Origin of the sequence: Ruania alkalisoli, assembly GCF_014960965.1 — a bacterium.
Classification (GTDB): Bacteria; Actinomycetota; Actinomycetes; order Actinomycetales; family Beutenbergiaceae; genus Ruania; species Ruania alkalisoli.
Window position 1 is genome coordinate 3184868 of the sequence record NZ_CP063169.1, and the last position, 22729, is coordinate 3207596.

23 protein-coding genes are annotated in these 22729 nt (G+C 69.4%); 13 read left to right on the forward strand and 10 right to left on the reverse strand.

Annotated elements, in window-relative coordinates; genetic code table 11:
• Window positions 1-79 precede the first annotated feature (79 nt).
• From IM660_RS14145 to IM660_RS14180, 9 genes are all read left to right on the forward strand, one after another.
• Window positions 80-754, forward strand: coding sequence for a glycosyltransferase family 2 protein (locus IM660_RS14145; RefSeq protein WP_210768986.1), 675 nt, complete (start codon window positions 80-82; stop codon window positions 752-754).
• Complete coding sequence (locus IM660_RS14150; protein WP_246464960.1) at window positions 751-1200, forward strand: DUF2304 domain-containing protein; 450 nt, start codon at window positions 751-753, stop codon at window positions 1198-1200. Before IM660_RS14145 ends, IM660_RS14150 begins: the two co-directional genes overlap by 4 nt.
• Window positions 1197-3137, forward strand: coding sequence for a DUF6541 family protein (locus IM660_RS14155; RefSeq protein ID WP_193496438.1), 1941 nt, complete (start codon window positions 1197-1199; stop codon window positions 3135-3137). The genes IM660_RS14150 and IM660_RS14155 overlap by 4 nt, the downstream gene beginning before the upstream one ends.
• 207 nt (window positions 3138-3344) lie before the next feature.
• Entirely contained in the window at window positions 3345-4571 is a 1227-nt protein-coding gene (locus IM660_RS14160; RefSeq protein WP_193496440.1) for an LCP family protein, read from the forward strand.
• Window positions 4572-4669: 98 nt separating this feature from the next.
• Window positions 4670-5758, forward strand: a complete 1089-nt coding sequence (locus IM660_RS14165) for an LCP family protein (protein ID WP_193496442.1) — start codon at window positions 4670-4672, stop codon at window positions 5756-5758.
• Window positions 5759-5945: 187 nt separating this feature from the next.
• Window positions 5946-7316 carry an LCP family protein gene (locus IM660_RS14170; RefSeq protein WP_193496444.1) on the forward strand — a complete coding sequence of 457 codons (1371 nt, stop codon included), beginning with the start codon at window positions 5946-5948 and terminating at the stop codon, window positions 7314-7316.
• A gap of 54 nt (window positions 7317-7370) precedes the next feature.
• A complete protein-coding gene (locus tag IM660_RS14175) occupies window positions 7371-7790 on the forward strand; it encodes a CoA-binding protein (RefSeq protein ID WP_193496446.1) in 420 nt (139 codons plus the stop codon).
• 403 nt (window positions 7791-8193) lie between these two features.
• Entirely contained in the window at window positions 8194-8373 is a 180-nt protein-coding gene (locus tag IM660_RS19755; RefSeq protein ID WP_210768987.1) for a hypothetical protein, read from the forward strand.
• Window positions 8330-9301 (forward strand): transposase, encoded by a 972-nt coding sequence (locus IM660_RS14180; RefSeq protein WP_210768988.1) that lies wholly within the window; start codon window positions 8330-8332, stop codon window positions 9299-9301. Before IM660_RS19755 ends, IM660_RS14180 begins: the two co-directional genes overlap by 44 nt.
• Before the next feature lie 52 nt (window positions 9302-9353).
• On the opposite strand, the gene IM660_RS14185 is transcribed toward IM660_RS14180, so the two are convergent.
• Window positions 9354-10373 (reverse strand): TIGR00266 family protein, encoded by a 1020-nt coding sequence (locus tag IM660_RS14185; RefSeq protein WP_193496448.1) that lies wholly within the window; start codon window positions 10371-10373, stop codon window positions 9354-9356.
• A 210-nt stretch (window positions 10374-10583) separates the two neighbouring features.
• The gene (locus IM660_RS14190; protein WP_193496450.1) at window positions 10584-11684 is read right to left on the reverse strand and encodes an acyltransferase family protein; all 1101 of its coding nucleotides are present in this window, start codon (window positions 11682-11684) and stop codon (window positions 10584-10586) included.
• Between the two features lie 49 nt (window positions 11685-11733).
• Between IM660_RS14190 and IM660_RS14195 the strand changes: the two genes are divergently transcribed.
• Window positions 11734-12153, forward strand: coding sequence for a hypothetical protein (locus IM660_RS14195; RefSeq protein ID WP_193496452.1), 420 nt, complete (start codon window positions 11734-11736; stop codon window positions 12151-12153).
• Window positions 12154-12329: 176 nt separating this feature from the next.
• Here IM660_RS14195 and purE read toward each other — a convergent pair whose 3' ends face one another.
• On the reverse strand, window positions 12330-12857 hold the full coding sequence (gene purE, locus IM660_RS14200; protein WP_193496454.1) for a 5-(carboxyamino)imidazole ribonucleotide mutase: 528 nt from the start codon (window positions 12855-12857) through the stop codon (window positions 12330-12332).
• Window position 12858: 1 nt separating this feature from the next.
• On the reverse strand, window positions 12859-13992 hold the full coding sequence (locus IM660_RS14205) for a 5-(carboxyamino)imidazole ribonucleotide synthase (protein WP_193496456.1): 1134 nt from the start codon (window positions 13990-13992) through the stop codon (window positions 12859-12861).
• Between the two features lie 232 nt (window positions 13993-14224).
• Between IM660_RS14205 and IM660_RS14210 the strand changes: the two genes are divergently transcribed.
• A complete protein-coding gene (locus IM660_RS14210) occupies window positions 14225-14848 on the forward strand; it encodes a GtrA family protein (protein ID WP_246464961.1) in 624 nt (207 codons plus the stop codon).
• A 24-nt stretch (window positions 14849-14872) separates the two neighbouring features.
• Here the strand turns inward: IM660_RS14210 and IM660_RS14215 are convergent, their stop codons facing one another.
• The 6 genes from IM660_RS14215 to IM660_RS14240 form a co-directional block, all read right to left on the reverse strand.
• Entirely contained in the window at window positions 14873-16180 is a 1308-nt protein-coding gene (locus IM660_RS14215; RefSeq protein WP_343072007.1) for an ATP-binding protein, read from the reverse strand.
• Between the two features lie 28 nt (window positions 16181-16208).
• Complete coding sequence (locus tag IM660_RS14220; protein ID WP_159619898.1) at window positions 16209-16892, reverse strand: response regulator transcription factor; 684 nt, start codon at window positions 16890-16892, stop codon at window positions 16209-16211.
• 102 nt (window positions 16893-16994) lie between these two features.
• Window positions 16995-18035: an adenylate/guanylate cyclase domain-containing protein gene (locus IM660_RS14225; RefSeq protein WP_193496458.1), complete on the reverse strand. Its 1041-nt coding sequence runs from the start codon at window positions 18033-18035 to the stop codon at window positions 16995-16997.
• Window positions 18036-18092: 57 nt separating this feature from the next.
• The gene (locus IM660_RS14230) at window positions 18093-18728 is read right to left on the reverse strand and encodes a GntR family transcriptional regulator (RefSeq protein WP_193496460.1); all 636 of its coding nucleotides are present in this window, start codon (window positions 18726-18728) and stop codon (window positions 18093-18095) included.
• Between the two features lie 19 nt (window positions 18729-18747).
• Window positions 18748-19467, reverse strand: a complete 720-nt coding sequence (locus tag IM660_RS14235) for a maleate cis-trans isomerase family protein (protein WP_193496462.1) — start codon at window positions 19465-19467, stop codon at window positions 18748-18750.
• Entirely contained in the window at window positions 19464-20303 is an 840-nt protein-coding gene (locus IM660_RS14240; protein WP_193496464.1) for a maleate cis-trans isomerase family protein, read from the reverse strand. Before IM660_RS14240 ends, IM660_RS14235 begins: the two co-directional genes overlap by 4 nt.
• A 78-nt stretch (window positions 20304-20381) precedes the next feature.
• Here IM660_RS14240 and IM660_RS14245 point away from each other — a divergent pair, with 78 nt between their 5' ends.
• Entirely contained in the window at window positions 20382-21362 is a 981-nt protein-coding gene (locus tag IM660_RS14245; RefSeq protein ID WP_210768989.1) for a D-2-hydroxyacid dehydrogenase, read from the forward strand.
• Window positions 21359-22729: an amidase gene (locus tag IM660_RS14250; protein ID WP_246464962.1), complete on the forward strand. Its 1371-nt coding sequence runs from the start codon at window positions 21359-21361 to the stop codon at window positions 22727-22729. Before IM660_RS14245 ends, IM660_RS14250 begins: the two co-directional genes overlap by 4 nt.

A 22729-nucleotide genomic window follows, 5' to 3' on the forward strand; every position in this document is an offset into this window, starting at 1 on the left:
CACACCGCAACGGGGATTCAGGTGGCGGCTGCGAGCGAGGATGAACGAGCACGATGGCGGTACCTGCCAGAATGTCGCCATGCCCACCCACGACGACACCTGGCTCGTGGTGCCGCTGTACAACGAGGCCCGCGTGGTGGGTGAGGTGATCGCCGGGGCCCTGCCCACGTTCGGCCACATCGTCTGCGTCGACGACGGCTCCACCGACTCCTCCGCCGCGGTGGCCGAGGCCGCCGGTGCCACCGTGATCCGGCACGCCACGAACCTGGGGCAGGGTGCGGCCCTGCAGACGGGAATCGACTTCGTCCTCACCCAGACTGACGCGCGGTACCTGGTGACCTTCGACGCGGACGGGCAGCATCAGGTCTCCGACGCCGCCGACATGGTGCGCCGGGCGCGCGAGGAGGACCTCGCGGTGGTGTTCGGCTCCCGATTCCTCGACAACCGGACCAAGGCCGGGCTGCTGAAGCGGATCGTGCTCAAGACGGCCGTGTGGGTGACCAACCAGTCGACCGGGCTGCGGCTGACCGATGCGCACAACGGCCTGCGGGTGATCCGCCGGGACGCCGCCGCCGGCGTGCAGCTGCGCCAGGACCGGATGGCACATGCCTCCGAGATCGTGCTGCAGCTGGGCCGCACCCGGCTACCGTGGACCGAGCACCCGGTGCACGTGCTCTACACCGACTACTCCAAGGGCAAAGGCCAGTCCTTGTGGAACTCGGTGAACATCCTGGTGGAGCTGATGTTCAAGTGACGGACCAGATCTGGATCCAGCTGCTGCTGCTGATCGGCGTGGCAGTGGTGACGGTGCTGCTCACGCGCTCCACCGCCGACGCCCGACACCAGGCGATCCGCCGAGTGCTGCTCGCCGCATTCGTGGTGGTGACGGCGAGCGCGATCCTGTACCCGACGTGGTTGTCGCAGTTGGCGGCGCTCGTCGGAGTCGGCCGTGGCACAGACCTGCTGCTGTACGCACTGGTGATCGCATTCCTCTCCTTCATCGCCACCAGCTACCGGCGGATGAAGCAGCAGGACCGGCGCATCACTGAGCTCACCCGCACCATCGCGTTGACGCAGGTGCGTCAGGAGCAGGCCGGGTTGCCGACGGCGGCCTCCCCCGGCGAGGACATGTCCCACGATGACGGTCCCGTGGAGCCACCGGCCGCCGGCCTGGATGAGGGCCCGGACCGGCCCTCATGATCGTGCTGACGGTGCTGTGGTCACTGGCAGCATTCACCTTCGGCGCGCTGCTGCTGTACGTGCCCGGCACGCTGGCGTTGCGGCTGGTGGGGGTACGGGGGCTGTCGCTGTTCGCGGCCGCACCCGCCGTGACGTTCGCGATCTACGGGGTCGCGGCGATCGCGGCCGGCGCTCTCGGCCTGCGCTGGGGGTTACTCGCTGCCGCCGGAGGCACGATCGCCGCGATCGGGGCGGCGCTCGGCATGCGAGCACTGAATGCGATCCAGCCTCGCACCGATACGCCGCAACCCGGCCGGATCGGGGTGATGGTGTGGGCGGCGCTGCTCGCCGGGGTGCTGCTCACGCTGATCCCCGTGTGGGTGGGGGCCGGGGCGCCGCAGCACGTGCTGCAACGCTGGGACGCGGTCTTTCACCTGGGGGCACTGCGCCTGATCGACGAAACTGGGTCTGCCTCCTCCCTGACCCTCGGCGCCCTCTCCTACGGATCCGGCGAGGCCGCTGTCTACCCGGCCGCCTGGCACGCCTTCGCCGCGCTCATCCCCGCCTCCACCCCGACGGCGGTACTCACCCTCTGCGCCTCCCTCACCTCCGCGCTGCCGTGGGTGGTGGGCTTGGTCGCCCTGGTGCGCGAGCTCGCCCCGGGGAGCCGGCCCGCGATGGCGGGGGTCGCCGTCGCCGCTGGGCTGGTGACGGCCTCCCCCACCACGCTCTGGGTGGGGTGGGGGCATGTGCCGAACGCGGCCGCACTGGCGATGGTTCCCGGCGTGCTGGCTTTGGCCTTGCGATGGCTGGTGCGGGACCGTCCGCGCTCCACGAACGCGACCGCGGGCGCCGTGGTGGTGCTGCTCATCGCGGCCGCCGGACTGGGCCTGACCCATCCGAACGCAACGCTCGCCCTGGCGGCGCTGCTACTGCCCGCCGGGGTGTGGGCACTCGGGCGAGGCGTACGGCACTGGTGGGGTCAGGGACGACGAGGGGTCGCCGTCGGGGTTCCTGCGGGTGTAGCCGTGGTGACGGCCGGGGTGGTGGCGGGGCTGCGCCACTCCCCGCTCGCGGCGATGGTGACCGGCTATGAGGGGCTCGGGGCGGATCCGGCGGGTGTGGCGCTGGCCGAGGTGGTCACGGGGTGGTATGACCTGTGGGCGCACCCGGTCACGGCGGCGTTGATGATCGGCGCGCCCGTGGGTGCGTGGCTGCTGCGGCGGCGGCCGTGGGTGGCCGGGATGCTGCTGGTGGTGTGGGCGCTGTACCTGGACGCGGCGCTCGGCGGGCCGGTGGGGATCTCCGGGCTCTGGTACACGAGCACGGCACGGCTGAGCGTGGTGGCGGCGATGGTGACCGTGCCGCTCGGGGTGGTGGCGCTGCTCGCCGGGGCGGGGTTGGTGCGTCGGCTGGTCGACCGGCCCGGGCACCTTGCGCTGCGGCTCGCGGCCGCGGCGGTGGCTGTCGGGCTGGTGGGGACGATGGTGGTGACCTCCTCGGTGCACACGGCCGGGCGCACCGCCGATGTGTATGGGCTCGCGCCGGGTACCCACCCGCGGTTCGTGACCGCCGAGGAGGTGACGATGCAAGAGGAGGCGGGAGCCCGGCTCGGGGGCGGCGCGGTGCTGGGGAACCCGTTCTCGGGGGCGCCGCTGCTGTACTCGATGTACGGGGTGGACGTGGTGTTCCCGGTGGCAGGGCAGGTACTCACCGACGAGCAGGAGGCCGTGCTGGCCGGCTTCGCCGAGATCGCCGAGGGCGGGGCGTGGGACCCTACCGCAGACTCAGGCCTGTGCGACGCGCTGGACGGGCTCGGGGTGGCGTACCTGTACCAAGACAGCGAGCCGTACCAGGTCGATCACCGCTACGGGGTGCTCGACCAGGTGGAGGTGCCGGGTTCACAGGTGATCGCCGAAGGAGGGACGGCGCGGATCGTGGAGTTGCCGGAGTGCTGATCTGCGCGGGCTGCTAACCCGTCGCGGGCCGCCCGCGGGCCCACGCCGCCCCTCCCAGGGGCCGAATAATCGACCCTTGAACGGTTCAGGGGTCGATTATTCGGCCCGAGGAGCGGTGTGGTCGGTTCACACGTCTGCACACAACCTCCCCAGTTCGCTCGCTCTCCGTTCGCCCTTCTCGGACCGGGAGTGTTTACGATCGAGGGGATGTCGACTACTGAGACCCGAGCCGCCCGGGGGCCGCGGCACAGCAGACGGGCACCCGGCACGCACCGGGCACTGCGCGTCGTGCTGGTGGCGGCTCTGTTCATGGTGACGTTCACCGGCACCGGTGCCGCACTCGCCTACCAGTCGCTGCAGGGCGGGATCGAGCAGCACGACATCGACGACATCCTCGGCACCGACCGCCCGACAGTGGAGTCCACCGAACCGTCGAATCCCGACGATGCACTCGGCGGGCAGGCCATCAACATCCTCGTGATGGGCACGGACTCCCGCGTCGGGGAGGAGAACGCCGACCTCGGCGGCGGCGCGAACAGTGTCGAGGGCATGCGCTCCGACACCACGCTCCTGATGCACATCTCCGCCGACCGTTCCCGCGTAGACGTCGTCTCCATCCCCCGCGACCTGCTCGTGACGATCCCGAGCTGCCCACTGCCGGACGGCACCTCCACCTACGAGCAGTACGACGCGATGTTCAACGCCGCCTTCGCTCTCGGAGGCAGCACCGGTGACGTCGGATACGCGGCCGCCTGCACCATCCGCACGGTCGAGACGATGACCCAGATCCGCATCGACGATTTCGTGGTGGTCGACATGGCCGGGTTCAAGGACATGGTCGACGCCATCGGCGGGGTGGACATGTGCTTCGAGGAGGATATGTACTCCGAAGAGGCCAAGCTCGACATCACCGCCGGCTGCCACACCCTCGACGGCGAGACCGCCCTGGCCGTTGCACGAGCCCGCAAGGGTGTGGGACTCGGCGACGGCTCCGACATCGGCCGCATCGACCGGCAGCAGGAACTGCTGACGAACATGGTCGAGCAGGTGCTCGAGCGCAACATCATGACCGACTCCGGGGAGCTGTTCCAGTTCCTGCGAGCCGCCACATCCTCGCTGACCACGAGCGACCAGATCGGCGACCTCACCACCATGGCGGGCCTGGCGTACTCGCTGCGCGGGATCAAGATGGACGAGGTCAACTTCGCCACCATGCCCTTCGACTGGGCCGGCAACCGGGTGCGCCCCAACTACCTCTCCGAGGAGCTGTGGGCCTCCATCCGGGCCGACGAGCCCATGGCCCTGCCGCCCGACCCGGACGCCACCGGCGAGCCCGAGGGTGAGACCGGGACGGATCCCGGAACCGAAGACGCGACCGCCGACACCACAGGTGACACGGCCGGCGACGCAGCGACGGCCGGCACTGCCGGATAGAGCCCGAAGCCCTGATGCCCGCTGCCGCGCCGCGCTCTGAAGCACCACGCCACAGCCGACACGCTCCACGCCAGCACCGAGCCCTCCGCATCACCCTCGTGACGGCGCTGTTCCTCGTTGCGTTCACGGGCACCGGTGCCGGCTTCGTCTACCGGTCATTGCAGGGCGGGATCGAGCAGCACGAGCTCGACCCGATCCTGGGCACCGACCGCCCCACCGTCGAGGCCACGGACTCTCAAGGCCCCAATGATTCCCTCGACGGGCGCGCCGTCAACCTGCTCATCATGGGCACCGACTCCCGTGATGGGGAGGAGAACGCCGAGCTCGGCGGTGGCGATGCCCCTGGTATGCGCGCCGACACCACGCTGCTTGTGCACGTCGCCGCGAATCGCTCCCGCGTGGACGTCGTCTCTATCCCCCGCGACCTCGTCGTCGATATCCCGAGTTGCCGGCTCCCTGACGGACGCGAAACCCGTGCTCGCCTGACCGGCCAAGGCTGGCCGGAGCACCAGCGCATGTGGAACGTCCCGTTCTCCCTCGGCGGCTCGACCGGGCACATCGGATACGCAGCCGCCTGCACCTTGAAGACCTTCGAGTCGATGACCCAGATCCCGGTTGACGACTTCGTCGTGGTTGACATGGCAGGTTTTCGCGGCATGGTCGACGCCATCGGCGGGGTGGATATGTGCTTCGAACAAGACATGTCCTCCGTGCAGGCCAACCTCGACGTCACCGCCGGCTGCCACACCCTCGACGGCGAAGCCGCCCTGGCCGTCGCGCGGGCCAGGAAGGGCCCCGGCCTCGGGGATGGTTCGGACATCGGCCGCATCGACCGTCAGCAGCAGTTGCTGACGAATATGGTCGATCAGGTGCTCGAGCGAAACGTCATGACCGACTTCGGTGAACTGTTCCAGTTCCTGCGAGCCGCCACATCCTCGTTGATCACCGGCGACAAGATCGGCGATCTCACCACGATGGCCGGCCTCGCGTACTCGCTGCGCGAGATCGACCAGGGCGACGTGACCTTCGTGACCATGCCCTACGACTGGGCCGGCGCCCGCGTCCACCCCAACGACCTCTCAGAGGACCTCTGGGACTCGATCCGCGCCGACGAACCGATGGCCCTGCCACCCGAGCCCGAGCAGACCGAGAGTCCGCCCGAAACCACACCCGGCGCAGGCACGTGAGGGGCCAGGGCGATCAACGCCCGGGCACACCGCACCCAGCCCCACGGACGGGTGACTCTCCCACACAGCGAGGGGGCGCCGTCGTGGGCAGGATAGGAACCACCCGCGCGCCCTGGGCGCCATACCCAGACCAGCCCGCTACCCTCGTGCTGCCGCGGGACGGGAACGATCGAGGAGCTGAGCGAGCATGACGGACGACCCGTTCGCCGACGAACCACGGCGCGCGCCCGGGCGTCGCCCCCGCAGCGGCGGGAAGAGCCGGGCCCGGGAAGGCGGGTCGGCACGCCCAATCTCCGGGGATCCGGGCACATCATCCGAACCACCCCGCCAGGTCCCGCCACGCAAGCCCGCGGCCCCCGCCGGAGCCCCAGCGGCGGGGCAGGTGCGCCGCACCTCCGCACGTCCGCCGAGCTTCTCGCCCGGTGGCAAGCCCGCCGACGGCGCAGCCCGGCCGCCCGTCGACCGCACCCGGGCCATGCCCGTCAGTGAGGCACCGCCTGCCCGTCCGGTGCGTCATGCCCCGGCCGTCACGCCGGAACGGCACGCACCCCCACCCGGGGGGCCCCGTGGCCCTGGTGGCTCAAGTGGTCCCGGTGGGCCAAGCGGACCGTCCCGACGGCGTCGGGTGCGTCGCCGTCGCATCCTCACCGTCGTAGCGTTGCTGCTGGTGCTGGTGCTCGCATGGCCAATCGGGCTGCTGGTGTGGGCGAACTCCCAGATCAATCACGTGGCAGCCACGAACGACGACCTCAGCACCGACGGGACGACCTACCTGCTCGCCGGCTCGGACTCACGGGAGGATTCCGGCCTGACCGGTGACACCACCGGGGGCGAGCGCACCGACACGATCATCCTGCTCACCGCGCCACCGAGCGGCACAGCGTCGCTGATCTCCATCCCCCGCGACACCTTCGTGGACATCCCCGGATACGGCCCGAACAAGATCAACGCCGCCTACGCCTACGGCGGCCCCGGCCTGCTCGTGGACTCGGTGCAGACGCTGACCGGTATCGAGGTGGACCACTACGTCGAGATCGGCATGGGCGGGGTGGCCGACGTGGTCGACGCGGTCGGTGGTGTCGAGCTCTGCCTGGACTACGACGTCGACGACCCCGACTCCGACCTGGTCTGGGAGGCCGGCTGTCACATGGCCGACGGTGACACCGCGCTGGCGTTCGCGCGGATGCGCAAGGCCGACCCACTCGGCGACATCGGCCGCACCCAGCGCCAGCAGCAGGTGATCAGCGCCGTCTCCGACGCCGTGGTCGATCCCTCCCTGGCGTTCCGGCCCGGCGAGCAGGTGCGGCTCATCAGCGCCGGTCTCGGGGCGCTGCAGGTCTCGGAGGGCACCGGCATCATCGACCTGGGGCAGATGGCCCTCGCGTTCCGCAATGCCACCGGCCCCGACGGCGTTCGCGGCACTCCCCCGGTGGCGAACCTCGACTACCGGCCCGGTGGGGTGGGGTCCACGGTGCTGCTCGATCCGGACCTCGCGCCGGTGTTCTTCGAGGCGGTCGCCGATGGCACGGTCACTGAGGACGATCTGCAGGAATACTGAGTACCTGGGTCCGCGGCGGGAATCATCGGAGCCACCGCAGGTGTTCCCTGAGGCATGAGCACCCACACCAATGACCCGGCCACGATCGAACGGCTCCTACGTACGCCCGGCCGGTGGGCCGTCGTCGGGCTATCCGCCAACCGCAGGCGCACGGCATACGGCATCGCCTCCTACGTGCTGGGGCTGGGGCACGAGATCGTCCCCGTGCACCCGAAGGCGGAGACCGTGCACGACGCCACCGGCTACGCCACGCTGGCCGAGGTCCCGGGCGAGATCGACGTCGTCGACATCTTCGTCAACTCCGACCTGGCCGGCAGTGTGGTGGACGAGGCGATTGCCCGCGGCGCGAAGGCCGTCTGGCTGCAACTCGGCGTCATCGACGAGGAGGCAGCCGCCCGGGCGCGCGAGGCCGGGCTGGACGTCGTGATGGACACCTGCCCCGCGATCGAGGGCCCGCGTCTCGGCCTCACCTGACCCCCACCGGAATCGCTCGTCGATCTGGCTCCCCCAGCAGGAATCGCTCGTCGATCTGGCTCCCCCAGCAGGAATCGCTCGTCGATCTGGCTCCCCTCCCTGAAATCGCTCGTCGATCTGGTCGACCAGATCGACTGTGAGTGTGGTGTTCGCAGCCTGGTGGTGATGGGCTGTGGGTGGTGGCTTGGAGTGTGACTCGCTGATCGACTGGCCGTGTGTGCCTTTCGCACGACTTGTCCGCTCCGGGTCGCCGCCTCCGGCCCGGTCGGAGCGACTGGCCTGATCAGGAGCTTGACCGGCGGGCGTAGTAGCGCCCGTCGTGTCCCATCTACAGTCCTGCCGATTCTCCTACCGGACCGGAAAGCAACAACGTCCCGTCCCGTTCCGAAGTGGAGGAAACGTCATGACTAGTCTGAGTGATCTCGTCGAGGTTGTCATCGGGGTCGACACCCATGTCGATACCCATACCGCGGCGATCATCGATGCTGGCACCGGTGGGGTGCTCGGCCAGGTACAGGTCGCGGCCACCCCGGCGGGGTATGCCGAGCTGGTCGAGTTCGTCGATACCCACCCTACGCGGTGAGGATGAGGCTGATATCGAGACCGATCCGTGCGCCGCCACTGGTGGACGGGCGTGGGCGATCGAGGGCACCCGCTCCCACGGGGCGGGTCTGACCCGACATCTACAGGCTCGTGGTGAGCTGGTCATCGAGATCGACCGCCCGCAACGGGCCAAGCGCCGCCGTGGAGCCAAGTCCGACCCGATCGACGCAGTCCGCGCCGCACGGGAAGCGTTAACCCGCGAGCACCTAGCCACCCCACGCTCAGGCGGGAACCGGCACGCCCTCGCGATCCTGCTGAGCACCCGAGACTCCCTCGTGACCGAAGCAGGCCGCGCCGCACGGCAAGTGTTCCACCTCATCATCACCGCCCCCGAACCCCTGCGAGCGAAGTTCGCCGGCAAGAAACTGCCCGCGATGATCACCACCGCCGCCCGGCTACGCACCCGGCCCGGTCAAGACATCGAGACCACCACCACGATCACCATCCTGCGCGACCTGGCCCGCCGCGCCCAAGACCTGACCACACAAGCGGCCCAGTACAAGAAACAGATCCACCACATCGTGACCAGCATGCGCGCCGACCTGCTCGATCAGCCCGGCATCGGCCCCATCGTGGCCGCACGAATCCTGTGCGCCTGGTCCCACCCCGGACGCATCCACTCCGAAGCCGCATTCGCCATGCTCGCCGGCGTCGCCCCCATCCCAGCCACCAGCGGCAGAACCACCAACCGACACCGCCTCAACCGCCACGGCGACCGCCAACTCAACCGAGCACTCCACGTCATCGTCCTGACCCGACTACGCCACGACCCACACACCCGCGCCTACGCCCAACGCCGCACCACCCAAGGCCGCACCCACCGCGAAATCACCCGCTGCCTCAAACGCTACATAGCCCGCGACATCTACCGACAACTCGAACACCACAACCCCACAAACACCCCTTGACAGAACATAGGAGCGTCGAGCGATTTCGGGTGGGAGGTGTAAGGGACGACGGTCAGAAGCGGTTGTCCCCGCCCAGCAGGTTGCCGAAGCCGCCGAGCACGGAGCCCTCACCGCGGTCCCGGCCACCGGTCTGCGGTGCGGCGGCGAGCATCCGGCCCGCCATGCGGGAGAACGGCAGCGACTGCAGCCACACCTTGCCCGGACCGGTCAGCGTCGCCAGGAACACGCCCTCGCCGCCGAAGAACATCGACTTCACGCCACCGACCGGGCGCACGTCCATGTCCACAGTGTCGTGGTAGGCCATGACGCACCCGGTGTCGACGTCGATGCGCTCGCCCGCACCCAGCTCCCGCTCGACCATCGTGCCGCCACCGTGGACGAACACCCAGCCGTCACCCTCGAGCTTCTGCATGATGAAACCCTCGCCACCGAACAGGCCGGTCATCACCTTGCGCTGGAAATGGATGCCCACGGATACTCCGCGCGCACCGGCGAGGAAGCTGTCCTTCTGGCAGATGAGCCGGCCGCCGTGATCGGAGAGCTTGATCGGCAGCACCGTGCCTGGGAACGGGGCCGCGAACGAGACGTGGGCCTTCCCCTGACCCTCGTGCGTGAACATGGTGGTGAACAGCGACTCCCCGGTGACAACGCGCTTTCCGGCCGAGAGCACTTTGTCCATGAAGCCGCCGCCGGCGCCCTCGGCCGCGGACCCGTCGCCGAAGACGGTGTCCATCCGCACCGAGGCATCCTTCATCATGAGTGCACCGGCCTCGGCGATCGCCGTCTCGCCCGGGTCGAGCTCGATCTCGACGAACTGCATGTCCTCGCCGACGATGCGGAAGTCGATCTCGTCAGAGCGACGCAACCCGGGGGCAGAACTCGAGTTCGGGGCCGGCGGCGGTGGAGGCGTCGCGGCGGCACCCAGCTCCGGTACCGAGTGGATCGGCAACCACTCCGCGAACCCGTCACGCCACACATGGCCGTTCGAGTTGGAGGCCGCCTGCGCACGCGCCTGCTCATCCTCGAACGGCCCGGTGCGCTCCCCCTGGTAGCTGAAGTACCACTGACTCATCGATACCCTCCTGATCGGTCTGCGGCGCCCTGTCGAACGCTCCGCGCGCAGCCTATCGATACCGGCAACCACGTCACCCGGGGTGACCTTGCCGTCGACGCCTGGCCGATCATCGACGGCAAGGTCACCCCGGGTGATGCCGCCGCCGGTCTGAACGTGGCAGGGCCCGGCCAGGCGGCCCCAACCACTGCAACCTGAGCGGCCCCACCTTCACGCCCGCCGCGCCGGCCTCTCCCCCAGCAGCCGCAGCACCCCGCGCTTCATCCGCGGCCCCACCGGCCGCTCCACGAACCGGTGAACCAGCCATGCGAGCAGCAACGACAACGCCGTGGCTGCCACCACGCTGACCACCGGGCCCACCGTCTCCCGCAGACCCGCGATGGCCCACCACCCCCAGTACTGGTGCAGCAGGTACACCGGATAGGTCAGCACTCCGACCGTGGTCAGCCAGCGCCAGTCCACCCGTGCTGCCGCCGTCAGTGAGATCAGCCCGACCGCCAGGAAGCACCCCACCACCAGTGATCCCAGCACCCATGGATCCAGGGCGTAGGGCGTGTTCTGCTCCACCTGATCGCTGAGCCCCGGCACTGTGTGCCAGACCGCAAGCGCCACATTCCCCAGCAGCACCAGCCATCGCCACAGTGTGTGACCACGCGAGTAGAGCAGGTACAGCACCATCCCGCCGGCGAAGAACGGCGCATGCCGGTAGATCAGCCAGTCCCACAACCACGGCATCCCCGACTCGGCGAGCCCCCACGCGACGAGCGGCCACAGCGCCGCCAACCACATCACCCGCCGGGTCGTGACTCCCAGGGCCACAAGCAGCCCCATGATCAGGTAGAACTTCAACTCCACCCACAGTGTCCAATAGACCCCGTCCACGTGCGGCACCTCGAACGCGGCCTGCCACATGGTCAGGTTCACAGCCACCTGCCCCGGACTCGGCGCACGACCCGGGTTCCACATCAGGATCAGCAGCGCACTCGTGGCGAGCACCGCCGTCCAGTACGCCGGGTACAGGCGAGAGATGCGGGAGGCGACGAAGTAGCGCCAACCCCGGCCCTCCGCCGTCATGAGGATCACGAACCCACTGATCACGAAGAACAGGTACGGGGCGAGCGCCCCGTAGCCGAACCACACACCCACGCGAGCGGTGGCGGCCTCCACCGGCTCACCCCAAACAGGCCCCTCCACCTGGTCGAACGCGGCGTAGTGGTAGCCCAGCACAGCCACCGCCGCGAAGAAGCGCAGGCCATCGAGCAGGCGCAATCGTCCGCGCGGAACCGCCGCCATCCCCTGGTGCTCGCTCACGCGCGGCACCCTAGCCGGACCACCTGGGAACGCGACGTATCCTGAGCAGATGACGGCACGCATCCGACTCTTCCTCGTGGCTCTCGTTGCGCTGGCGCTCCCGATCTCGGGCTGCCAGTTCATTGAGGAGCAAGCCGGTGACGTTGTCGAGCATGCGATCGAAGAGGCCGTCGAGGGGCTCGATCTCACCGACGGCCTGCCGGAGACCTTCCCCGCGAGCGTGCCTGTGGTCGAGGGCCAGACCCGCGGAGCCACGCGCACCACCGCCAACGGGAGTGAGTGGGTGGCACTGGTAGCGGCCGAGGATCAGGGCAGCGCGGCGCAGGACGCGATCACGGAGGCAGGGTTCGAGGAGCAGCACGCCGTCTCCACTCAGTCCGGGGTGCTCGCCGAGTACTCCGACGACGACCATCACGTCACGCTGATCGCCTCCACCACGCAGGTGGTGTACGTGGTGCGGGAGGCCTGAGCACGTTCGGCAGGCCCGATTACCGGGCCGATCCAGCGCGCGGACCGCGCTGTCGCGTCGAGCCGGGGCGCACTGTCGCGTCGAGCCGGTCCAGAACTGACGGCGCTCAGCGGTGCCGTGCCAGTAATGGCACGGTTCTCTCCCCAGCCGTCAGTTGTGTCCTGCGACGGGCGACCTCAGCTGCCGAAACCGGTGCGGTGCGCGCGGGAAGCACGCAGTTTGGCGCCCTTCGCCTGCGCTGTCTCTCGCAACCCCTGCTGGAACTGCCCCATCTTCTCGCGGAGCTGGGCTGCGCCGTCATCGGCTCCGGCGCCGAGGATGCGGGCGGCCAGGAGGCCGGCATTGCGGGCCCCGCCCACCGAGACCGTGGCCACCGGCACTCCTGAGGGCATCTGCACGATCGAGAGCAGCGAGTCCATCCCATCCAGGTGCCGCAACGGCACCGGAACGCCGATCACCGGCAGTGGCGTGACCGCGGCCAGCATGCCCGGCAGATGCGCGGCGCCCCCGGCGCCGGCGATGATCACCCGCAGCCCGCGCCCGGCGGCCTGCTCACCGTAGGCGATCATCTCCTGCGGCATCCGATGCGCGGAGACGACATCCACCTCCACCTCGACGTCGAACTCGGCGAGCGCCTCCACGGCGTCAGACATCACCGGCCAGTCCGAGTCCGAGCCCATCACCACACCGACGATCGCGCTCATGTCAACGTCCTCCCAGCAGCGCTGCTGCCTCTCGAGCCCGACGGCGCACCGTGGGCAGGTCCGTCCCGGTCACCGTGACGTGGCCGAGTTTGCGTCCGGGGCGCACCGACTTGCCGTACAGGTGCACCTTGGCCTCGGGGTACTCGGCCATCAGGCGGGGGTAGGCGCTCGAGGGGTCCTCGAGATCGGAGCCGAGCAGGTTCACCATGACGGCTACTTCGGCAGTCATGGCGGTCTCCCCCAAAGGCAGGTCGAGCACCGCACGCAGATGCTGCTCGAACTGGCTCGTCACCGCGGCGTCGATGGTGAAGTGACCGCTGTTGTGGGGGCGCATCGCCAGCTCGTTGACGAGGATCACGCCATCGGAGGCTTCGAACATCTCCACCGCCAGCACGCCGGTGACGCCAAGCCCCTCGGCGATCTTCTCGGCGACGTCGATGGCGTCCTGGGCGACGTGGTCAGGGATGTCGGGCGCGGGAGCGACAACCTCCGCGCACACGCCACCGGTCTGGATCGTCTCGACCACCGGCCAAGAACGCATCTCACCGGTGGGGCGGCGGGCGACGAGCACGGCGAGCTCGCGGCGGAACTCCACGCGTTCCTCGAGCAGCACCTCACCGCGCGGGTGATCGAACCACGTGGCGACCCGTTCGGCATCGTCAGGTGAGTCGAGCACCTGCACACCCTTGCCGTCGTAGCCACCGACGGGGGTCTTGGCCACCAGGGGCCATCGCACGACGTCCTGCTCGCGCAGCTCGGCCGCCGAGGAGACGGCGGTCCATCGCGGGCACGGCACGCCCAGCTCGGTCATCCGGCGACGCATGATGATCTTGTCCTGGGCGTGGCGCAGAGCCTCGGGGCCGGGCTGGACGTTCACCCCACGGGAGATGAGGTCGGCCAGTACCGGCTGCGGGACGTGTTCGTGCTCGAACGTGAGCACATCGGCACCCTCGACGATCTGGGCCACTGCAGCAGCGTCGTCGGCGCGCCCGACCTGGGAGTACGGGACGACCTGCGCGGTGGCGCCATCATCAGCCTCGACCAGCGCCTGAAGCCGGATCTGCAGCGCCCCGGCGGGCTCGGCCATCATTCGGGCGAGCTGTCCGCCCCCTACCACGGCTACGACTGGTCCCATGGGGGCTCAGCCTACCGACTCGGGCGACTCACCCAGCGACGCAGAGCTGACGTGCGGCTCCCCACTGCACCAGCCCCTTGGCTGCAGAGGCGTTCAGGGTGGGCGCGGGCGCGGGCACCCTCGACCGGAGCGACATGGATGCGTCGATTGCGGCAGCATCGCACCGCAGAGTGCCGTAGCCGTGTCGTTCCGGTCATCGGTTCGGGGTGGACCGGGCAGTTATCCTGGCTGGATGGGCGCCATGAACTCACCCGATGGCGTCTCCGCTCGCGCCCGGACGGCCCAGAAGGCCCCCACGGCCGGGACCTGGCGCCGGCTGCGCACCTGGATCGGGGAACTGTTCCGATTCGGGACCGTCGGGCTCATCGCCTTCGTGGTCGACACCGGGCTGATGAACCTGCTGCGGTTCGGACCGGGCGAGCTCCTCGGCCACAAGCCGCTCACTGCCAAGGTGATCTCGGTCAGCGTGGCCGTGCTGGTCGCGTGGTTGGGCAACCGGTACTGGGCCTTTGCCGCCAAGCGCAGTGAGGAGACCCCGGCGGCACGCAGCAAGGAGCTCGTGCAGTTCGCGGTGGTCAACGTGATCGGGATGGCGATCGCCGTCGGCTGCCTGGCGGTCTCGCACTACCTGCTGGGCTTCACCTCGCCCCTCGCGGACAACATCTCGGCCAACGGGGTTGGCCTGGTGCTGGGCACCGCGTTCCGCTATGTCGCCTACCGGTACTGGGTGTTCACCGGGCCTGCCGAGGCAGGTCGGAGCTCGGAGCCGATCACGCCGGAGCCCGCCGGAAGCGAAGCCGTCGTAACGGAGTTCACCGCCGGCGAGACCGCGGCCCGTTCGAGTCCACATCCGTAACTCGACGCACCGGGAATTCAGCGATCACCGACGCCGCCGGCGGCGCCCCACGACCACCAGCGACCCCGGCGGCAGCACCTTGTCCGGGTCCAGTCGCTTCGGCACGGCGTTGAGGAAGATCGCGAACACCGGTGGGCGGCGCTGGGCCAGTTCGAGCCGGCCACCGTCGGCAGTGACCAGATCGCGCGCGAGCCCGAGCCCGAGCCCGGTGCCTTTGCCGGAGGTGACGTGCCGTTCGAAGATCCGCGGTGCGAGGTCGTCGGCCACGCCGGGCCCCTCGTCGGCAACCTCGATCACCACTCCGGTGTCGACACCTGACTTCGAGGGCCGCACCCGCACCGAGGTGGTGCCTTCGCCGTACTTGAGTGAGTTCTCCAGCAACGTCGCCAGCACCTGCGCCAGCGCACCCGGGGTCGCCAGCACCGAGGTGTCGCGGGCGTCTCCGAACTCGAGCGTGCGACCGACCCGGGTGTAGCTGGGCACCCATTCGTCACGCTGCTGGTCGAAGACCTCGTCCAGATGCAGCGCCTCGGTGGTGCCGCCGTCAGCCTTGCGGGAGGCTTTCAGCAGGTCGTCGACCACATGGACGAGCCGCTCCACTTGCTCCAGGGAGATGCGCGCTTCCTCCCTGACCTCCTCGTCCTCGCTGAGCAGCTGGATCTCCTCCAGTCGCATCGACAGCGCCGTCAACGGGGTGCGCAGCTGGTGGGAGACGTTCGCGGCGAACTGCCGTTCCGCGGCGATCCGGCCGGCGAGACGGTCGGAGGTCCGCGCCAGCTCGGCGGCAACGAGGTCGATCTCCTCCACTCCGGAGGGTTCCAGGCGCGGCCGGACCTGCCCGGATCCGATCTGCTCGGCACTGGCGGCCAGGTAGATCAGCGGTGCCGCCAGCCGCCGGGCCAGGCGCAACGCCACCATGGCTGCCCCCGCGAAGGCCAGCACACTCAGTCCGGTGACGAGGAACACGACCTGCGCTCCCCGCCAGAACAGCAACGACCCGCTGACCTCCAAGACCACCAGCGCGCCAGAGGGTGAGGTGCTGGAGGCGGCGAATGTCTCGTCCGATGGGCCCACGTCCGGCCCGGCGATCACCACTTCACCGTTGGGCATCTCGATCGTGATCCGGGCCGGTGTGCCCGAGTCCTCGTCCACCCACCGGTCCAGGTAGTCCTGGTCGACCGGCGCGTTCAGCCCGATGCGCCCCTCGACCGATCGCGTCACCGACTCGGTCCGCACCTGCAGGTTCTGACGGATGCTCTCCTGCTCCTTGAGCGCCCCGAAGATCCCCATCGGAAGTCCGAGGAAGATCACGGCGACGGTCACAGCCGCCATCGCGACCGTCAGGACGCGTCGGCGCAGGTCAGCTCACCCCGTCCTCGAACCGGAATCCCATGCCACGGATGGTGGAGATGTAGCGGGGCGCGTTCGCGTCATCGCCAAGCTTGCGGCGCAGCCACGAGACGTGCATGTCGAGGGTCTTGGTCGATCCGTTGGGATCGGACGCCCATACCTCCCGCATCAGCGTGTCCCGCGAGACGACCGAGCCGGCCTCACGCACCAGCACCCGCAGCAGCTCGAACTCCTTGGCCGTCAGCTGCAGCTCGCGCTCACCCTGGAACGCGCGGTGCGCGGCGGCATCCACCCGGACGTCCTGGGCGCCGATCTCCTCCGATTCCACCCCGTCCGCTCCTGCGCGCCGCAGCAACGCCCGCACCCGTGCGAGCAGCTCAGCCAGCCGGAACGGCTTGGTCACGTAGTCGTCGGCGCCGGCGTCGAGCCCGACCACCAGGTCGACCTCGTCCGCGCGCGCGGTCAGGACCAGGATCGGGGTGGTCATTCCCTGGTTCCGGATCCACCGGGCCACGTCGAGGCCGTCCATGTCGGGCAGGCCCAGATCGAGCACGAACAGGTCCGCGTGGCTGGCTTCATCGATCGCCCCACGGCCCGTGCCGTGCACCGACACGTCATACCCCTCACGCGTCAGCGCCCGGGCCAACGGCTCGGCAATGGCCGGGTCATCTTCTGCTAATAGAACTCGGGTCACACTGCCATGCTAATGCCATGGCCCACCTGTCGTGCCAGATCGACCCGGCCGACTTCTCCGTTCCGCCAGGTCAGAGCCCTCCCCGGGGAGGGCGGAGGGGGCTCACCCCTCGTTCATTTCCCGACGGCGTACGAGGACCGGGTGCACCTCTCCAAGTCCCGGAACGGCGCGGCCGGCCAAGGGTTCCAGCACCACGCCCTGGGCGGTGGAGTCGCCTTCGAGCAATGCCGCGGAGACGTCGTCCATCAGGACGCTGCCCGGATCGGCGATATCGGTCAGCCGGGAGGCGAGGTTCACCACCGGACCGAAGATGTCACCGGAGCGTGACAGGACGCGCCCCCACACCACCGACCCGCGCACCGGCAGGTCCCGTTCGGCCATCGCCCCCACCAGCCCCGTCGCGGTGCGCACACCGGTGAGCAGGTCATCAGCCACGAACAGCACTGCGTCACCGATGGTCTTGACCACCCGCCCACCGTGCTGGGCGACGACGTCACGCGCTACGGTCTCGAAATCCTGAACCAGTGTGGTCAACGCGGCCCGGTCCATATCGGCCGCACGCGTGGTGTAGGAGACGATGTCGATGAAACCGACGGCTCGTTCCAGCGGAAGCTGCCCCGGATCGGGCGCCTCGTTGCCGAGCAGGGCGACGTCCTTGTCGATCCGGCCGAGCAGCGCCACGAGCTGGCGCCGCCAGGCGTAGTCGAGCTGCTCACGCAGCATCGGACTCAGTTCGACCAGCCGATCCAGCACCACCAGCCGAGCACTGACGTCGTCCAGGGAGTAGCGCACGGTCGCGTCCTGCACGAGCGCCTCGACCTGCCACAGGACGAGCCGGTCCATGGAGTGCCCGAGCGCGCGCACCAGGTCCTGCGCTGTGGTCAGGCTCATCCCGCCCTCGGTGACGACGTCCACAAGGTCGCGCAATGCCGTCACATCGGCGTCGGTGAACGGGCGCGAGTCAGCAGGCACATCAGCGAACCCGAGGGCACGCCAGTAGTTACGCACGAGATGCTGCGGTACCTCGGCGGCTGCGGCGAACTCCTCCACAGTCATCGTTCCGGGCCCACCGAGCAAACGTTCCTCGTGACGGCGGAGGGTCGACGGCGCGGCCTCAGGGCTCGGGTCGGTCTCCTCGTTCACACCGCCGAGGGTAACCGGTCGGGCCGGGTTGCGGCTGGGACCTGAGTCCCGCAGCGCTCAGGAGCTGGCCAGCTTCTCCTGCAGGCGCTGCACGGCGTCGTCCAGGTGATGGCTGATGACGGCGTCCATCGCCTCGGGCGTTCCGGTGCGGATGGTCTCGCGCCAGTCCTCGTGCTCGCGGACCTGTTCGGCCAGATCCGGATAGGTGGTCTGCAGCTCGCCGAGGCAGATCCGGGTCTCGACCAGCAGGGTGCGCATCGCCCGGGCCAGCCTCGGGCTGTCCGCGGCGTCGACGAACACCTCGTGGAAGATCTGGTCGGCGTTGGACACGGCGGTGGCGTCCGCGCGATCAGCGGCACGGGTCATCGCCTGCAGTGGGCGACCCAGAGCCCGCCATGCCGCGTCCCGGTCACCGGCGAGGATCAACCGGCCGGCTCCGCGTTCGATCGCGGCCCTGGTGCGGTACACGTCCACCATGTCGGTCAGGGTCAGCTCGGGTACGAAGATCCCGCGATGGCGGACGCTGTGCGCGATCCCCTCGGAGACCAGTCGCTGCAACGCCTCTCGCACGGGTCCGCGGGAGACCTCGAAGCGGGTCGCGATCTCGGCCTCGCCCAGTTGCTCACCCGGGGCGAGGGTGCCGGTGAGAATCGCCGATCGCAGTTGTTCGGCGATCAACTCGGCAGTGGACATCCGGTGCGCAGGTGAGGGTTCAGGCAGCACGGTCGCCTCCGAACAGCACCCCGAGCGCCGGATGCTGAGCCCGCAGGCCCACCAGTCGCAATCCTTCCCACACCGTCACCTGGTTGGCGGTGAGCACCGGTTTGCCCAGCCGCTCCTCCAGCATCGGCATCTCACGCAGGGTGTGCATCGCGGTGTCCGGGATCAGCAACGCTTCGGCGTCGGGGTGATCGTTCGCCTCGGCGAGTGTGAGCACCTGCTCACCACTCAGGCGCCCCACCTCGGCGGCCGTGTCGATCCCAGCGCTGCTGGTGCTGACCACCTCAACCCCGGCGGAGGCGAGGAAATCCACGAACAGGGACGCGACGTCGTCGGGGTAGCTGGCTGCCACGGCCACCTTCCTCACGTCCAGGGCGCGGCAGGCGTGGGTGAAAGCGAAACTGGTGCTCGAGGCGGGCACGCCGGCTGCCTCGGCGAGCTGACGGACCTGGTGAGCTGCGCCGTCGGGGCGGTAGACGAAGCTGCCGGAGGTGCAGGCCCACACCACGGCCTGCGGGTGTTCGGCCGCGAGCTGGTGGGCGCCGGCGGTCAGCCGCTGCGGGCTGCCGAGGTCGAGCAGTTCAGGGACGGCGTGCAGGTCGGTGCCGTAGATGTGGGTCACGGCCAGGTGTACCCCGAGCAGCCCGGCGGCGTAGGGGTAGTCGTCCTCGGCGGCATGGTCGGGGTAGATGAACCCGATGGTGGTGGTCATGGGCGGGGTTCCTGTACGGGTGGTGCCAGGTGGTCGGGGCGAGGGACGTCCTCGGGTGAGAGGCCGTCGTCGGGGGCCGTGCCTTCTGGTGACGGCGCGAAGACGGAGCTGAGCCATTGCCCTGGCCCCATCATCGGCAGTCCCATCCGGGCCAGGCAGGCCCAGATCGTCAGCTGGTTCGCGGTGAGCACGGGCTTGCCGAGGCGCTGTTCCAGCGGGTCGATCACATCGTAGGTGGGCAGGTTCGTGCAGGAGACGAACACTGCCTGCGACTCGGGCGCATCGGCGGCCATGATCCGCTCGGCCACGGTGCGGTAGTTGACCTTCCAGATCCCACCGCCCAGACCCAGGTGGTTGGAGCGGACGACGTCCACGCCGAGCTCGGCGAGGTAAGCGTGCAGTCGCAGAGTGAGGGGCTCGTCGTAGGGGGTGATGACGCTGATGCTGCTCAGGTCCAGCGCCCGGATCGCCTCTGCGAGCGCACCGGAGGTGGTGAGCGCGGAAGGAGCACCCGCCTCCAGGATCGCCTCGACCAGGCCGCGCTCGTAGGCGAGGCCGTGGATGAAACTGCCGGAATTGCACAGGTAGGCCACGACTTCGGGCTCGGTGCCCAGCACGTCTTGGGTGGCGCGCCGTAGATGGGTGCGATCGGAGACCCGCTCGGCCATCTCCAGGCTCACCGGGACCGGCTCGAACGGGGTGCGCGCCAGATGCAGGCTCACCTCGAGCGGGCACCACCGCCACAGTTCCCGTTCCAGCGCCAGGTCGAACGGCGCGATGATTCCGATGCCACGTTGAGCCAGCGGTCCTTCGAACTCCGCGCCGTCCAGTTCCAATACCGGCCTCCCGAGAACACGAACCCACGCCGGATTCGGATTGTTGACAATAGTACGACCCGCTCATACGTTGTCAATGTGTCCAAGCCAGCCCGCGTCCTCGTCCTGCACGAGGGCCCCCAGCCCCGCTCCCCCGGCCTGGATACGGTCTCCGAGCTGGCCGACGTCACCTTCACCGATGAGGCCCATCTCGCCGGTGCCCTACCCGGGGCGGAGGTGCTGTACCTGCACCACTTCCTCAGTCACGCACTGCGCGAGGCCTGGCCGGCGGCCGATGCGCTGCGCTGGGTGCACGTGGCAGCCGCGGGTGTGGACCCGGTGCTCTTCGAGGACCTGATCGCCAGCGACGTGATGGTGACCAACTCACGCGGTGTGTTCGACGACGCAATCGCCGAGTACGTGCTCGGTCAGATCATCTCCGGCGCCAAGGGGTTCCGGGATTCGTGGGACGCCCAGCGTGAGCACCGGTGGCAGCATCGCGAGTCCGACCGGGTGGCCGGGCAGCGGGTGCTGGTGGTGGGCACCGGTGCGATCGGCCGCTCGATCGCGCGACTGTTGCGCGCGGTGGGGATCGAGGTGCGCGGGGCCGGGCGGCGCGTGATCACCGACGATCCGGACTTCGGACACGTCACTGACGATCTGCTCGGCACCCTGCCGGAGTTCGACTGGGTGGTGGCCGTGGCACCGCTGACCGAGAGCACCCGCGGGATGTTCGATGCGCAGGCGTTCGCCGCGATGGGCGAGCATGCGCGGCTGATCAACGTCGGCCGCGGGGAGCTGGTCCGCACCGGCGCCCTGGTGCGGGCGCTGGAGGATGGCGCCATCGCCGGGGCGGTCCTCGATGTGACCGATCCGGAGCCGCTGCCCGCCGACCATCCCCTGTGGACCCTGCCGGGCGTGAGCATCAGCGCCCACCAGTCCGGAGACGTGCGAGGCTGGCGGGACGAGCTCGACACGCTGTTCGCCGACAACCTCGGCAGATGGCAGCGGGGGGAAGAGCTGCGCAACGTCGTCGATACCGAGCTCGGTTACGTGCCCACCACGAGGAGCCAGACGTGAACCCGAACGAGATGACCGCCGTCGAGCTGGTCACTGCCTACGGCAGCGGTACCCTCAGCCCGGTGGAGGCCACCGAGGCCTGCCTCCAGGCGATCGACGCGCGCGATGACGAGCTCAACGCGTACTGCCTGGTCGATGCTGAGAGCGCCCTGGCGCAGGCACGTGAGTCTGAGCAGCGGTGGCACTCCGGGCACGTGCAGGGGCTGCTCGACGGCGTCCCGATCTCTATCAAGGACATCTTCCTCACGCGGGGGTGGCCCACGTTGCGCGGGTCGGCGGCCGTCTCACCGGACCAGCCGTGGGAGGTCGACTCCCCGGTGGCCGCGCGGTTGCGGGAGGACGGCATGGTCTTCCTCGGCAAGACCACCACGCCCGAGCTGGCGTGGAAGGCCACCACCGACTCCCCCGCATTCGGCATCACGCGCAACCCAGTGGATCCGGCTCTGACCGCGGGGGGCTCCTCGGGCGGCTCAGCCGCGGCCGTGGCGGCGGGCATGGGGCCGGTCTCCGTGGGTACTGACGGCGGAGGTTCCGTCCGCATCCCAGCATCGTTCTGCGGGATCGTCGCTCTCAAACCCACGCATGGGCGGATTCCGCTGTACCCGGCGAGTCCGTTCGGGCCGCTGGCGCACGCGGGACCGATGACCCGCACCGTGGACGACGCTGCACTCTTGATGGACATCCTGGTGCTTCCTGATCACCGCGACCCGACCGCACTCGCCCCGCCGCGGTCGACGTATCGCGGAGAAGTGAACCGGGACGTGGCTGGGCTCGGGGTGGCGTACTCGAAGGACCTCGGATTCGCGCAGGTGGATCCCGAGGTGGCGGCCGTGGTGGACCGGGCGGTGCACGCACTCGCCGGCGCAGGGTTGGTGGTGACTGAGGCCGACCCGGAGATCGAGGATCCGATCGAGGCCTTCGAGTTGCTGTGGGCGGCAGGCGCGGCGACGCTGCTGAACACCATGCCCGGAGCACGGAAGGGTATCGACCCGGGACTGGGGAAGGTCTGGGACACAGGGCTCGATGCCACGGCGGTGCAATTCCTGCAGGCGCGGGCAGTGGCCGCTGAGCTGGGGATCCGGATGGGCGCCTTCCACCGCACCCACAACGTGCTGATCACCCCCACGATGCCCATCGCCGCATTCGAAGCCGGGCACAACGTTCCCCCCGGCAGCGACCTGACGAGCTGGCCGCAATGGACGCCCTTCACGTACCCGTTCAACATGACCCAGCAACCGGCGATCTCCATCCCGTGCGGGACGACGTCGGCCGGGCTGCCGGTAGGACTACAGATCGTCGGGCCACGCCACTCCGATGATCTGGTTCTCGCAGTGGCGAGGTTCGCGGAGCGGGTGCTGGCGGGCTGA

What these genes read in the sequence shown, in the direction of transcription:
- IM660_RS14230 (WP_193496460.1), bottom strand. Translation starts at nt 18,728, where the DNA reads ATGTCCACTGCCGAGTTGATCGCCGAACAACTGCGATCGGCGATTCTC.
- IM660_RS14175 (WP_193496446.1), top strand. Translation starts at nt 7,371, where the DNA reads ATGAGCACCCACACCAATGACCCGGCCACGATCGAACGGCTCCTACGT.
- IM660_RS14205 (WP_193496456.1), bottom strand. Translation starts at nt 13,992, where the DNA reads ATGGGACCAGTCGTAGCCGTGGTAGGGGGCGGACAGCTCGCCCGAATG.
- purE (WP_193496454.1), bottom strand. Translation starts at nt 12,857, where the DNA reads ATGAGCGCGATCGTCGGTGTGGTGATGGGCTCGGACTCGGACTGGCCG.
- IM660_RS14160 (WP_193496440.1), top strand. Translation starts at nt 3,345, where the DNA reads ATGTCGACTACTGAGACCCGAGCCGCCCGGGGGCCGCGGCACAGCAGA.
- IM660_RS14145 (WP_210768986.1), top strand. Translation starts at nt 80, where the DNA reads ATGCCCACCCACGACGACACCTGGCTCGTGGTGCCGCTGTACAACGAG.
- IM660_RS19755 (WP_210768987.1), top strand. Translation starts at nt 8,194, where the DNA reads ATGACTAGTCTGAGTGATCTCGTCGAGGTTGTCATCGGGGTCGACACC.
- IM660_RS14185 (WP_193496448.1), bottom strand. Translation starts at nt 10,373, where the DNA reads ATGAGTCAGTGGTACTTCAGCTACCAGGGGGAGCGCACCGGGCCGTTC.
- IM660_RS14210 (WP_246464961.1), top strand. Translation starts at nt 14,225, where the DNA reads ATGGGCGCCATGAACTCACCCGATGGCGTCTCCGCTCGCGCCCGGACG.
- IM660_RS14170 (WP_193496444.1), top strand. Translation starts at nt 5,946, where the DNA reads ATGACGGACGACCCGTTCGCCGACGAACCACGGCGCGCGCCCGGGCGT.
- IM660_RS14235 (WP_193496462.1), bottom strand. Translation starts at nt 19,467, where the DNA reads ATGACCACCACCATCGGGTTCATCTACCCCGACCATGCCGCCGAGGAC.
- IM660_RS14180 (WP_210768988.1), top strand. Translation starts at nt 8,330, where the DNA reads ATGCCGAGCTGGTCGAGTTCGTCGATACCCACCCTACGCGGTGAGGAT.
- IM660_RS14215 (WP_343072007.1), bottom strand. Translation starts at nt 16,180, where the DNA reads ATGGCGGCTGTGACCGTCGCCGTGATCTTCCTCGGACTTCCGATGGGG.
- IM660_RS14195 (WP_193496452.1), top strand. Translation starts at nt 11,734, where the DNA reads ATGACGGCACGCATCCGACTCTTCCTCGTGGCTCTCGTTGCGCTGGCG.
- IM660_RS14155 (WP_193496438.1), top strand. Translation starts at nt 1,197, where the DNA reads ATGATCGTGCTGACGGTGCTGTGGTCACTGGCAGCATTCACCTTCGGC.